This is a genomic window from Stenotrophomonas sp. FR010 (genome assembly GCF_047520755.2).
GTDB lineage: Bacteria > Pseudomonadota > Gammaproteobacteria > Xanthomonadales > Xanthomonadaceae > Stenotrophomonas > Stenotrophomonas sepilia.
On sequence record NZ_JAXBQT020000021.1, the window covers coordinates 17,600 to 29,766 of the forward strand.

A 12,167-nucleotide genomic window follows, 5' to 3' on the forward strand; every position below is an offset into this window, starting at 1 on the left:
GCTGACAGGGCGGCGGATGAACGTTCCGCCGCCCTGGTTTTCCGCAAGCGCGGGGTTTACTTCACCCCGTGCATCATCTTCTTCAGCAGCGGTGCGGCGATGAAGGCCGCCAGGGCGCAACCCAGGCCGATCCACATCAGCAGCCAGAACAGGTGCGCGTAGGCGCCGGCTGCGGCCACCATGTCCAGCGATTCGCCTTCCGGCACCTCGATCGCGGCCAGCTTGCCGAACAGCGCCGCCAGCGTCTCCGAGAATGCGGTGGCCAGGAACCAGGTGCCCATCATCAGGCTCATCACCCGCGGCACGGCCAGCTGGGTCACTGCCGACAAGCCGACCGGCGACAGGCACATCTCGCCGCTGGCGAGCAGGAAGTAGGCCAGCACCAGCCACCACACGCTGGCCATCTCGCCCGTGGCGCCCACCTGCTGCGCGGCCAGTGCCAGCGGCAAGAACGACAGTGCGCCGATCACCAGGCCCCAGGCCGACTTCACCGGCTTGCCCGGCTCCCAGCCGCGGCGGTCCATCCACGTCCACAGCGCGGCGAAGGCCGGCGCCAGCAGCACCAGGAACAGGCCGCCGAGATAGGTCAGCGAGCCGGCGGTCTGCGGGATCACCAAGCAGTCGCGCACCAGCAGCACCAGCATCAGCACGACGATGGCGGCGAAGAACGTGCGCGGTGCAGACGAGCCCGGGCGGCGCTCGGACAGCCGCGCGCTGATCACGAAGCCCAGCGGTGCCAGCAGCAGCGAGAGGATCGACCACGGCAGCGGCGTGCCGCCGGTGATCACCAGCGAGGGCACGATGTCCTTGGTCAACAGGCGGTCGGTGAAGGTCACCCACGAGCCGTAGGACTGCTCGTACATGGTGAAGAACACCAGCGCCAGGAAGATCAGTACCATCAGCGCGATCATCTGCTGGCGCTGCACCGGCGTGCACTTGCTGCCGGTGAACCAGGCGAACCAGACCAGCACGCCGCCGAGCACCACCAGCATCAGCATCAGCGCCAGGCTGATTTCACCGCCCAGCGCGAACGCGCCGTTGCCGGCAGCCCACATCAGCCACGCCACCGGCAGCACACCCAGCACCGCGCACAGATAGATGAGCCATTCGCGCGGCAGTCCCAGCACCTTCTGCTTCAGCGCGGCCGGTTGCGGCGGTTCGGCATGGCCCTGCAGGTACTTCTGGCCCCATAGGAACATCGCCAGGCCGGCCAGCATGCCGATGCCGGCAGCACCGAACCCATACTTCCAGCCATAGGCCTCACCGAGGAAGCCACACACCAGCGAAGAGAACAGCGCGCCGAGGTTGATGCCGGCGTAGAACAGCGAGAAGCCCGAGTCGCGACGGGGGTCGTCCTTGGCGTACAGCTTGCCGACGATGGTGGAGATGTTCGGCTTCAGGAAGCCGACGCCCATGATGATCAGCGCCAGGGACAGGTAGGTCACCGCCAGTGCGGAGGTGTCGCGCACCACTTCGCCGTTCACCCGGTACGCGGCGTGGCCCTCGAAGGCCATGCCGAGGTGGCCGAGCACCAGCAGGATGCCGCCGAACAGCACTGCCCGGCGCATGCCCAGCCAGCGGTCGGCCAGCATGCCACCGAACACCGGGATGCAGTACACCAGGCCGCCATAGGCACCGAGCAGGTCCAGGCCGGCCTTGTCGCCGAACAGGTGGTACTTGGTCAGGTACAGCAGCAGCAGCGCCTTCATGCCGTAGAAGGAGAAGCGCTCCCACATTTCAGTGAAGAAGCAGACGTAGACGCCCTTGGGATGGCCCAGGAAATCGTCGGAAGCGATAGCGGTGGAATTCATCGCGGAATTATAGGCCTGTGGCCTGATCCGCTTTCAGTAGATCCACGCCATGGATTGCCGGACTGGCCTGGGCGATCACAGGTATCGCAACCACGGCAGATCGCGCCTTCGCGCCTTGAACCGCGCGAAGGCCTGCGTCGGCGGGTACAGCACCACCGCCAGCACACAGGCCACCAGCAGCAGGCCGGCGACCGAATCCAGCGCGTACAGGTCACCGTGTGTCGGACCCCAGATTGCCAGCGCGCCCAGGTACAGCCCCTTCAGCACATACAGGTGCAGCAGGTAGAAGAACATCGGCGCAGCGCCGATATCGGCCAGCGGCTGCAGTGCCCGCGCCAGCGGCGGCCATTCGTACAGCCGCAGCAGCAACATTCCCACCCCCAGGGTCAGCAGCAGGAACTGCAAGGACGGCGGGTATTTGGTGACATTGAAGATGCTCAACCACGTGCGCAGCGTAGTGGTCTGGTACGACCAGGGAGCATCCCCATACTGGTTGGCGAACCGCAGCAATGCGAACAGGGCCAGCGCGCCGACGCCTGTCCACAGCAGCCAGCGCTGGCGCTGCTCCGGCGCGCGCTCGCGGGCGAACCAGGGCCCCATCAGATAACCCAGTGCGATCACCCCGATCCACGGCAGCACCGGATAGGAGGTACGCAGGCGCAGCGCGCCAGCCTCGATCCAGCCGCGCTGATGCAGCACTTTCCACAGCACCGCCAGCAGGCCATCGCCTTGCACCCGCATGCCGTCGAACAGGTTGTGCGCGGCCACCACCGCGATTGCCAGCATCAGCAGGGCCGGGCGTGGCAGCCAAAGCAGCCCGGCCAGCGCGATCATGCTCAGCCCGATGGCCCAGATCACCTGCAGGTACAGTGTGTCCGGCGGCAGCTGGAAGGTCCAGGCGAAGTTCACCAGGGTCAGCTCCAGTACCACCAGGAACAGGCCGCGCTTGAGCAGGAACGCGGCCGTGGCCCGGCGCGGATCCGCCTGGCGCTGGCCGTACAGCCAGGCCGACAGGCCGGTCAAGAGGACGAACACGGGTGCGCACAGGTGGGCCAGCAGGCGGCAGGCGAACAGCGCAGGAGAGACTGTCGCTGCATCCATCGGGTCGCTCACCTGGTGCTGCAGGAAGAAGGTCTCGCGCACGTGGTCCAGCAGCATCAGCAGCATCACGGTGCCGCGCAGCTGGTCGATGGAGGCCAGGCGAGGGGAGGGGGAAGGGGGCATGCGATGCAGTAAGAACAAGGTAGCATTAAGATATAACATATCATTTGCGGCGCGCCCATCCGGACTTTGCCGGGTCGGTCGATTGCCGGGCCACGTGTTGGCCCGTTGCGCTGCAGCGCACGCCCCCATCCTTTGGCACGCTGGACTTGATCTGCCCTGAACGCTAGCGTGACAGGGATTTTTTGCCAGCAGGGGCTTCCATGAACCACGACGCTGCGCCCAAGCAGCTCACCTTCCGCGCAGTGGCCCTGGCCACCGTGCTGGCGGTGGTGCTGTCGGCCGCCAACGCCTACCTCGGCCTGTTCGCAGGCCTGACCATCGCCACCGCCATTCCCGCCGCGGTGATTTCCATGGGCGTGCTGCGCCTGCTGGGCGGTGGCTCCATCCTTGAAAACAACATCGTGCAGACCGGTGCCTCGGCCGGTTCATCGATCGCCGCCGGTGTGATCTTCACCATCCCGGCGCTGGTGATCATGGGCTACTGGCCGGACTTCAAGTACTGGTGGGTGCTGGGCATCGCCGGCCTGGGCGGCCTGCTGGGCGTGCTGTTCTCGGTGCCGCTGCGCCGTTCGATGATCGTTGAAGACCCGCTGCCGTTCCCGGAAGGCAAGGCGGCGGCGGAAGTGCTCAAGGCCGGTGAGAACCCGGGTCCGGGCCTGAAGATCCTGGGCCTGTCGGCGGTGATCGGCGCCTTCGTCAAGCTGGCTGCGGAGAGCGGCATGCGCCTGATCCCGGACGCCTGGGCCACCTCGGCCTATGTCGGCAGCTCCAAGGTCACCGCCTTCATCGGCACCAACCTGTCGCCTGCACTGCTGGGCGTGGGCTACATCGTCGGCCTCAACGTCGGCATCGTGGTGGTATCCGGCTCGATCCTGACCTGGCACATCGCCATTCCGATCTACCAGGCGTTCTTCATGAACACCGATCCGGCATTGGCCGCGTCGGTTGCTGCGGCTTCCTCCACCGAGGCCGCGTTCGCCATCTGGGGCGCGAAGATGCGCTACCTGGGCGTTGGTGCGATGCTGATCGGTGGCATCTGGACCCTGATCTCGCTGCGCAAGTCGCTGCTCAACGGCGTCAAGAGCGGTTTCGCCGCGGCCCGCAAGAGTGGTGGCCCCGTGCTGGCGCATACCGAGCGCGACCTGCCGATGAAGTGGATGCTGGTCGCCCTGGTGGCGTTCGTGCTGCCGCTGCTGGCCCTGTATCAGGCCATCGTCGGCCAGTGGCACGTGTCGATCCCGATGACCCTCATCATGATCGTCGCCGGCTTCCTATTCGTCTCGGTCTCGGCCTACCTGGCCGGCCTGATCGGTTCGTCCAACAACCCGGTCTCGGGCATCACCATCTCCACCATCCTGTTCGCCTCGGCCGTGCTGGTCGTGCTGCTGGGCGCTGACGGCCTCAAGCCGGTCGGTGCCGGCGGGGCGCCGCTGGGCGCGGTGGCCGCGATCATGATTGGTGCGGTGGTGTGCTGTGCCGCTGCGGTCGGTGGTGACAACCTGCAGGACCTCAAGGCCGGTTACATCGTCGGTGCCACCCCGTGGAAGCAGCAGCTGATGCTGGGCATCGGTGCGTTCTCGTGCGCGCTGATCATGGCCCCGGTACTGAACCTGCTGGCCACTGCCTACGGCATCGGCGTGAAGTCCGAGCTGCACCCGAACGCGCTGGCTGCGCCGCAGGCCAACCTGATGGCCTCGGTGGCCAAGGGCCTGTTCGGTGGTGAACTGCCGTGGACCTTCATCGGCATCGGTGCTGTGGTCGGCGCTGCCATCATCGCCTTCGACAGCTGGCTGAAGTCGCGCAACGCGCGCTTCCGCGTGCCGGTGCTGGCTGCCGCCATCGGCATCTACCTGCCGCTGGAACTGATGGTGCCGATCTTCCTCGGCGGCCTGATCGCCCATCTGGTCGAGCGCTTCCACAAGGTGCGCGCCGATGACGAAGAAGGCCGCGACCGCGTGCACAAGCCGGGCGTGCTGTTTGCCGCCGGCCTGATCACCGGTGAGGCGCTGATGGGCATCGCCATCGCGATTCCGATCGTGATCAGCAGCCGTGCCGACGTGCTGGCGGTGCCGTTCCACCTGCCGGGCGCACAGTGGATCGGCTTGGCCGTGCTGTTCCTGGTCGGCTGGCTGATCTACCGCACCGGCAAGTACGCCAAGGCGTAAGCGGCGGGCTCTGACCCTGGGTTCAATGGGTAGTGCCGGCCGCTGGCCGGCAACCACGGAACCTCCAAGGGCCTTAGTGTTGCCGGCCAGCGGCCGGCACTACCGCAAAACCCCGCTTCGGCGGGGTCTGCTGTTTCTGGCGATTGCCCGCCTGCAGCCATGACCGATGGCCTTGGCAGCCCCGGCCATGCGGGCCTACCATCGGTTTTTTGCCGTCCTGCGGAGACCCCGATGAAACTGCGTCATGCCCTGCTGCCACTGAGCCTGCTGGCCGCCCTGCCCAGCGTCGCCGCTGCCCGTGGCCTGGAAGTCCGCGACATGGTGGCCATGGACCGCGTCTCCGCGCCGGTATTGACCGCTGACGGCGGCACCGTGGTGTTCGCCAAGCGCAGCGTGGATGCCAATCTGAAAGCCTCCACCGCGCTGTACGCGCGCAACCTGCGCACCCGCGACGCAGCGCCGCCGAAGCAGATCACCCCGGCCGGCTGGAACGTCAATTCCGCTTCGCTGTCGGCCGATGGCCAGACCGTGTATTTCCTCAGTGCCAGGAACGGCAGCCAGCAGCTGTACGCGCAGCCGATCAGCGGCGGCACCCCGCGCCAGCTGACCGACTTCCCGGTCGACGTGGACAGCTACCGTGTGTCGCCGCAGGACGACCGCGTGTTGTTCAGCGCCGGCGTGTTCCAGGCCTGCGCCTCGGACCTGGCCTGCACCGAGAAGAAGCTGAAGGAAAAGAAGGACGCCAAAGCCAGCGGCCAGGTGTGGGATTCGCTGTTCGTGCGCCATTGGGACACCTGGAACGACGGTCGCCGCAACACCCTGTTCGTCGCTCCGCTGCCGGCAGCCAAGGCCGGTGCAGTCAAGGGCGCTTCGGCGCTGAGCGCGACCATCGATGGTGATGCGCCGTCCAAGCCGTTCGGCGGCAATGACGACTTCGTTTGGTCGCCGGACGGCGCCAGCGTGGTGGCCAGCATCCGCGTGGCCGGCAAGCAGGAGCCGTGGTCGACCAACTTCGACCTGTACCGCTTCGACGCCGCCGGCAAGCAGGCGCCGGTCAACCTGACGGCCTCCAACCCGGCCTGGGATGCCGGCCCGGTGTTCAGTGCCGACGGCAAGACGCTGTTCTACCGCGCGATGAAGCGCCCGGGCTTCGAGGCCGACCGCTTCGGCCTGATGGCGATGGACGTTGCCAGCGGCAAGACCCGCGAGATTGCCCCGCAGTGGGATCGTTCGGCCGGTGGCATCACCCTGTCCGCCGACGGCGCCAGCATCTACACCACTGCCGATGATCTCGGCGAACACCCGCTGTTCCAGATCGACGTGGCCAGCGGCAAGGCCACCAAGCTGATCGGCGACGGCAGCGTGACCGCGGTCGACGTGGCCGGCAACAGCGTGGCGATCACCCGCAACAGCCTGAAGAGCAACGACCAGGTGCTGGTCGGCCTGCTGCCGGCCACGGGCGAAGCCATCGGCGAACTGCGCGCGCTGACCCCGGCCGCAGGCGAGGTGCTGAAGGACGTGTCCTTCGGCGACTACGAGCAGTTCGAGTTCAAGGGCTGGAACAACGACACCGTGCACGGCTACGTGGTCAAGCCGCACAACTACCAGGAAGGCAAGTCCTACCCGGTGGCGTTCCTGATCCACGGCGGCCCGCAGGGCAGCTTCGGCAATGGCTGGAGCTACCGCTGGAACCCGCAGACCTACGCGGGCCAGGGCTACGCGGTGGTGATGATCGACTTCCACGGCTCCACCGGCTATGGCCAGGCATTCACCGATGCGATCAGCCAGCACTGGGGCGACCGCCCGCTGGAAGACCTGCAGAAGGGCTGGGATGCGGCGCTGAAGAAGTACGCCTTCCTCAACGGTGACAAGGCCTGCGCGCTGGGCGCCAGCTACGGCGGCTTCATGGTCAACTGGATCGCCGGCAACTGGAACGGCCCGTTCAAGTGCCTGGTCAACCACGACGGCGTGTTCGACCAGCGCATGATGGGCTACGCCACCGAAGAACTGTGGTTCACCGAGTGGGAACAGGGCGGCACGCCGTACCAGAAGGCCGCCAACTACGAGAAGTTCAACCCGGTCAACCACGTGGCGGACTGGAAGAAGCCGATCCTGGTCATCCACGGCCAGCAGGACTTCCGCATTCCGGTCGAGCAGGGCCTGGCCGCATTCACCGCCGCCCAGCGCCAGGGCATCGAATCGAAGTTCCTGTACTTCCCGGATGAAAACCACTGGGTGCTGAAGCCGAACAACAGCATCCTGTGGCATGACACCGTCAATGCCTGGCTGAAGCAGCACATCGGCAATTGATGATTGCAGCGCCGCCCTTCGGGGCGGCGCTTTTGTTTCACCCTCTGCTTTACCGGTGGGTGCCGACCGTTGGTCGGTGCACCTTCCGGATCTGCCGCCAACAGCAGCCGGCCAGCGGCCGGCTCTACCAGAGCGCCTGCATGCCTTCGACTGCCCTGATCCAGAACGACATCGTCGTCTTCGGTTTGATTGCCGCCACCCTTGGCGCCGTGTTCTGGACCGCCTCGCGAGAGCAGGGCCTGTGGAAGCGCGTCTACACCTTCGTGCCGGCACTGCTGCTGTGTTACCTGATTCCCGGCATCTACAACACTGTGGGCCTGATCGACGGGCAGAACACCCGGCTCTACAACCCGATCGCGCGCGACATCCTGCTGCCGGCGGCGCTGATCCTGCTGACCCTTGCGGTCGACATCAAGGGCATCCTGCGGCTTGGCCCGAAGCTGGTGCTGATGTACCTGGGTGCCTCGGCCAGCATCATGCTCGGTGCGGTGGTGGCGTTCCTGCTGATGCGTGCCGTGCATCCGGAAACCGTGGCCGGAGACACCTGGGCCGGCATGGCCGCGCTGGCGGGCAGCTGGATCGGCGGCGGCGCCAACATGCTGGCGATGCGTGAAGTGTTCGACGTCAATGCGACCACCTTCGGACAGTTCGCGGTGGTCGACGTCGGGGTCGGCTACGTATGGATGGCCGCGCTGATCTTCCTGGCCGGGCGCGCGGCGAAGATCGACGCGCGCAGTGGCGCCGATACCTCGGCCATCGATGAGCTGAAGGAGCGCATCGCGCGCTTCCAGGCCGAACACGAACGCATTCCCAGCCTGACCGACCTGATGCTGATCGTGGCGGTGGCCTTCGGCGGTGTCGGCCTGGCTCACGCCATTGGCGCACCGCTGGCGGCGTGGTTCAAGGCGAATGTCAGCTGGGCTGCGCAGTTCAGCCTGGACGCGCCGTTCGTGTGGGTGGTGGTGCTGTCGACCACGCTCGGCCTCAGCCTGAGTTTCACCCGTGCGCGCAACCTGGAAGGCGCGGGCGCATCGCGCCTGGGCTCGCTGCTGCTGTACTTCCTGATCGCCTGCATCGGCATGCAGATGGATCTGCTGGCGCTGCTGGACCGCCCGTGGCTGTTCCTGCTGGGCATCATCTGGATCAGCGTGCACATCGTGCTGCTGTGGTGCCTGGGCAAGCTGCTGAAGGTGCCGTTCTTCTATTTCGCCATCGGTTCGCAGTCGAACATTGGTGGCCCAGCCTCGGCGCCGGTGGTGGCCGCGGCGTTCCATCCGGCCCTGGCGCCGGTCGGCGTGCTGCTGGGAACGATGGGTTATGCCACCGGCACGTACCTGGCCTACATCGTCGGCATTACCTTGCGGACGCTGGCCGGGCAGGGGTGATTGTGCACGGGGCGATGGGGCAGATCCTGTAGAGCCGAGCCCGCGCTCGGTTGCATTTGTGCAGGTAACAGCGAAGAGCAGCCGAGCATGGGCTCGGCTCTACAGTAGATCCACGCCATGCATGAATGGTGCGCACCAAGGTCCGCACCCACCAGCGGCGGTTACGCCGCCTGCAGCAATCCGCGTTCGATCAACCACGCCTTCGCGTCTTCGGCGTCCTGTTCGAACCACGCTTTCGTAGATCCCAGCCGATACGTATATCCCCACGCATCCATGTCGGCCATCAGCCGCTGGCTGCCGACACCGGGCAGCTGCCCGGCCAGCACGATCTGCAGGTAGCAGGTCGCGTCTTCCTCGGCCACCGAGTCGGTGGCATCGGTGTGCACCTGCGCACGCGGTTCCGGCGGCAGTACGATCAGGTGGCAGGCCTCATGCAGCATCGAGTGCACGGGCGTGTCATCGCGTACGTACACGTTGCTGGCGATGATGCCGGCCTCTGGCTCGCCCCAGTAACTGCCGGGAATCGGTTCGCCGGGCGCCACGTGGTGCAGCCGAAGGCCATGCGCGGCGAGCAGGCGCTGCGCGTCGGCGAAGGCGATGTCGCCCACGCAGGTGATGTCCACGGCGGTTGTAGTATCGGTCATGCGGGTCAGACAGCCCCGCCCATGCAGGCACGGGCGGGGCAGGGGATCAGGGTTTGTCCGGGCCTTCGGGCAGCGCCACGGAAATGTCCAGCACGTCGTGCTGGCCATCCTTTACCAGGTCGACCTTCACCGCATCGACGTCGATGTTCACGTACTTCTTGATCACTTCCAGCAGCTCGCGCTGCAGCAGCGGCAGGTAGTCCGGGCCACCACGGTGGCTGCGTTCCTGCGCGATGATGATCTGCAGGCGGTTCTTGGCGGTTTCGGCGGTGGTCTTCTTCGCTTTGAGGAAATCAAACAGGCCCATGCTTACCCTCCGAACAGCTTGCTGAAGAAGCCCTTCTTCTCGACGTTGGTGAAGCGCATCGGGCGTTCTTCGCCGAGGATGCGCGCGACGGCGTCTTCATAGGCCTGGCCGGCAGCGGATTCGACATCCAGGATGACCGGCTCGCCCTTGTTGGAGGCGTTGAGCACGTCGCCCGATTCCGGAATCACGCCGATCGCCTTCAGGCCGAGCACTTCCTCGACGTCGGCGATGCTCAGCATCTCGCCGCTTTCCACGCGCAGCGGGGTGTAGCGGGTCAGCAGCAGGAAGGCCGGCACGTCCTGGCCGGACTCGGCCTTGTGGGTCTTCGAGTCGAGCAGGCCGATGATGCGGTCGGAGTCGCGCACCGACGACACTTCCGGGTTCACCACCACCACCGCACGATCGGCGAAATACATCGCCAGGAAGGCACCCTTCTCGATGCCGGCCGGGGAGTCGCAGATGATGTAGTCGAAACCGTCGGCGGCCAGGTCCTTCAGGACCTTGCCCACGCCTTCCTGGGTCAGTGCGTCCTTGTCGCGGGTCTGCGAGGCGGCCAGCACGTACAGGTTGTCAAAGCGCTTGTCCTTGATCAGGGCCTGCTTGAGGGTGGCTTCGCCGTGCACGACATTGACGAAGTCATACACCACGCGGCGTTCGCAGCCCATGATCAGGTCGAGGTTGCGCAGGCCGACGTCGAAGTCGATCACCGCCACCTTCTTGCCGCGCCGCGCCAGGCCGCAGGCCAGGCTCGCGCTGGAAGTGGTCTTGCCGACGCCGCCCTTGCCGGAGGTGACTACGATGATTTCAGCCAAAGGACTTCTCCTGATGATTCTGTTTGGGGCTGCGTTAGTCCAGCGCAGCGATCTTGATCTGGTCCTGTTCCAGCCAGACCTGCACGGCCTTGCCGCGCAGGTTGTCCGGGACATCGTCCAGTACCTTGTAATGGCCGGCAATGGCGACCAGTTCCGCATGGAAATCACGGCAGAAAATGCGTGCCGCAGTGTTGCCCTGGGCCCCTGCCAGCGCGCGGCCGCGCAGGGTGCCGTAGATGTGGATGCTGCCATCGGCAATGACCTCGGCGCCGGCGCCGACGGTGGCCATCACGGTCAGGTCGCAGTTCTCCGCGTACAGCTGCTGGCCCGAACGCACGTTGCCCAGCTGCATGCGGCCCGGCTTTGGTGCAGCCGCGTCGGCCACCTTGGCCACCGGCGTTGCCGGGGCCGGCTTCGGTTCGGCACGGGCTGCGCGGCGCGGCTCCGGTGCAGGCGGCGGCGGGGCCGGTTCGGCCTCGGCACGCTCGTACTGCGCTCGGAACTTGGCCAGCAGCGGCAGGCCGAGCTGCTGCGAGAGCAGATCGATCGCGCTGGTGCCATAGGCCAGCGCCACCGGCAGCACGCCGGCGCTGCGCAGGCCATCGACCAGCGCCTGCGCGGTGGCCACATCCGGCACCTGGCTCAGGCCGCCGAAGTCGAGGATCACCGCGGCGCGGCCGAACAGCTTCGGGGCGCGGGTCACGCGCTCGCGCATTTCCTGCACGAGGCGTTCGACATCAAGGGTACGGATGCGCAGGTTGGCGATGCCCACCTGGCCGATCTTCAGTTCACCGGCCTGTTCGTAATCGAAATTCACCGCCACGCTCAGGTCCCCGTCGGCCGCTGTGCCTGCGCCGGCAGCTGCCGTGCGCGTGTCCATGCCACATCCGGCAGCTTGCCGCCGTAGGTCTCCTTGACCCAGGGGTAGCTGCACAGTTCCTTGGCCAGCATGCTGGCGCGCACATCGACCTGCGGCATCGTGTTCTGGCCCAGCTCGCGGAAGCCGAAGCTGCCGTGGAAGAGCAGGGCGGCATCGGCGCCATGGTCGAGGAAGACTTCGCAGGTCATCTGCGGGTAGCGCAGTTCGGCGAAGCTCTGCGCGTCGGCATAGAACGCACGGCCGACGCCGCCGCCACGACGGCGGCTGGCGACCACGATGCGGTCGATATAGAAGAACGGGGTGTCCAGCTGCTGCTTGAACCAGGCGAAATTGCTGCTGTCGTGCTGGCTGTCGCTGCCAAAGCCGATCAGGAAGCCGGCCAGGTTGCCGTCGCGCTCGGCGACGCGGAAGTATTCAGCGGTCTCATAGAACAGGTGCAGGCGGGCCGCATCCAGGGGAAGGATGGCCAGGCCAGCATTGTTGTTCAAAGCCAGGACGGAATCGAGCTCGTGCTCGCGCACGTCGCGGATGACAATCGACATTGTGACTCCGTGGGGTAACGCGGTTGGTCCATCAAGGGACCCTGCGCACGATTATTGCATGCCCGGGGTGGGCTGCGGCATGAACAG

Annotated in this window: 10 protein-coding genes; 3 read left to right on the plus strand and 7 right to left on the minus strand. The window is 66.2% G+C overall.

All coding sequences use genetic code 11. The features are described from left to right. Positions 1–56 precede the first annotated feature (56 nt). The gene (locus tag ACM0PK_RS16930; RefSeq protein WP_414606848.1) at positions 57–1,811 is read right to left on the minus strand and encodes a peptide MFS transporter; all 1,755 of its coding nucleotides are present in this window, start codon (positions 1,809–1,811) and stop codon (positions 57–59) included. 75 nt (positions 1,812–1,886) lie between these two features. Continuing rightward, entirely contained in the window at positions 1,887–3,035 is a 1,149-nt protein-coding gene (locus ACM0PK_RS16935) for an acetyltransferase domain-containing protein (RefSeq protein ID WP_353080155.1), read from the minus strand. A gap of 200 nt (positions 3,036–3,235) precedes the next feature. Here ACM0PK_RS16935 and ACM0PK_RS16940 point away from each other — a divergent pair, with 200 nt between their 5' ends. The 3 genes from ACM0PK_RS16940 (at position 3,236) to ACM0PK_RS16950 (ending at position 8,895) form a co-directional block, all read left to right on the plus strand. Beyond that, positions 3,236–5,200, plus strand: coding sequence for an OPT family oligopeptide transporter (locus tag ACM0PK_RS16940; RefSeq protein ID WP_414606847.1), 1,965 nt, complete (start codon positions 3,236–3,238; stop codon positions 5,198–5,200). Positions 5,201–5,431: 231 nt separating this feature from the next. Beyond that, positions 5,432–7,510, plus strand: coding sequence for an alpha/beta hydrolase family protein (locus tag ACM0PK_RS16945; protein WP_414606846.1), 2,079 nt, complete (start codon positions 5,432–5,434; stop codon positions 7,508–7,510). A gap of 140 nt (positions 7,511–7,650) precedes the next feature. Then, positions 7,651–8,895, plus strand: a complete 1,245-nt coding sequence (locus ACM0PK_RS16950) for a DUF819 family protein (RefSeq protein ID WP_088496843.1) — start codon at positions 7,651–7,653, stop codon at positions 8,893–8,895. A 161-nt stretch (positions 8,896–9,056) separates the two neighbouring features. Here the strand turns inward: ACM0PK_RS16950 and ACM0PK_RS16955 are convergent, their stop codons facing one another. The 5 genes from ACM0PK_RS16955 to ACM0PK_RS16975 are packed head-to-tail and all read right to left on the minus strand — an operon-like array spanning position 9,057 to position 12,080. Next, positions 9,057–9,539: a hypothetical protein gene (locus ACM0PK_RS16955; RefSeq protein WP_414606845.1), complete on the minus strand. Its 483-nt coding sequence runs from the start codon at positions 9,537–9,539 to the stop codon at positions 9,057–9,059. 46 nt (positions 9,540–9,585) lie between these two features. Beyond that, positions 9,586–9,846 (minus strand): cell division topological specificity factor MinE, encoded by a 261-nt coding sequence (minE, locus tag ACM0PK_RS16960; RefSeq protein WP_005408532.1) that lies wholly within the window; start codon positions 9,844–9,846, stop codon positions 9,586–9,588. Between the two features lie 2 nt (positions 9,847–9,848). Beyond that, entirely contained in the window at positions 9,849–10,658 is an 810-nt protein-coding gene (gene minD / locus ACM0PK_RS16965; protein ID WP_005415682.1) for a septum site-determining protein MinD, read from the minus strand. Positions 10,659–10,692: 34 nt separating this feature from the next. Continuing rightward, positions 10,693–11,538 carry a septum site-determining protein MinC gene (gene minC, locus ACM0PK_RS16970; RefSeq protein ID WP_049413254.1) on the minus strand — a complete coding sequence of 282 codons (846 nt, stop codon included), beginning with the start codon at positions 11,536–11,538 and terminating at the stop codon, positions 10,693–10,695. Further along, positions 11,484–12,080 (minus strand): GNAT family N-acetyltransferase, encoded by a 597-nt coding sequence (locus ACM0PK_RS16975; protein WP_111201659.1) that lies wholly within the window; start codon positions 12,078–12,080, stop codon positions 11,484–11,486. The genes minC and ACM0PK_RS16975 overlap by 55 nt, the downstream gene beginning before the upstream one ends. Between the last annotated feature and the right edge of the window lie 87 nt (positions 12,081–12,167).

What these genes read in the sequence shown, in the direction of transcription:
- ACM0PK_RS16930 (WP_414606848.1), bottom strand. Translation starts at nt 1,811, where the DNA reads ATGAATTCCACCGCTATCGCTTCCGACGATTTCCTGGGCCATCCCAAG.
- ACM0PK_RS16935 (WP_353080155.1), bottom strand. Translation starts at nt 3,035, where the DNA reads ATGCCCCCTTCCCCCTCCCCTCGCCTGGCCTCCATCGACCAGCTGCGC.
- ACM0PK_RS16940 (WP_414606847.1), top strand. Translation starts at nt 3,236, where the DNA reads ATGAACCACGACGCTGCGCCCAAGCAGCTCACCTTCCGCGCAGTGGCC.
- ACM0PK_RS16945 (WP_414606846.1), top strand. Translation starts at nt 5,432, where the DNA reads ATGAAACTGCGTCATGCCCTGCTGCCACTGAGCCTGCTGGCCGCCCTG.
- ACM0PK_RS16950 (WP_088496843.1), top strand. Translation starts at nt 7,651, where the DNA reads ATGCCTTCGACTGCCCTGATCCAGAACGACATCGTCGTCTTCGGTTTG.
- ACM0PK_RS16955 (WP_414606845.1), bottom strand. Translation starts at nt 9,539, where the DNA reads ATGACCGATACTACAACCGCCGTGGACATCACCTGCGTGGGCGACATC.
- minE (WP_005408532.1), bottom strand. Translation starts at nt 9,846, where the DNA reads ATGGGCCTGTTTGATTTCCTCAAAGCGAAGAAGACCACCGCCGAAACC.
- minC (WP_049413254.1), bottom strand. Translation starts at nt 11,538, where the DNA reads ATGGACACGCGCACGGCAGCTGCCGGCGCAGGCACAGCGGCCGACGGG.
- ACM0PK_RS16975 (WP_111201659.1), bottom strand. Translation starts at nt 12,080, where the DNA reads ATGTCGATTGTCATCCGCGACGTGCGCGAGCACGAGCTCGATTCCGTC.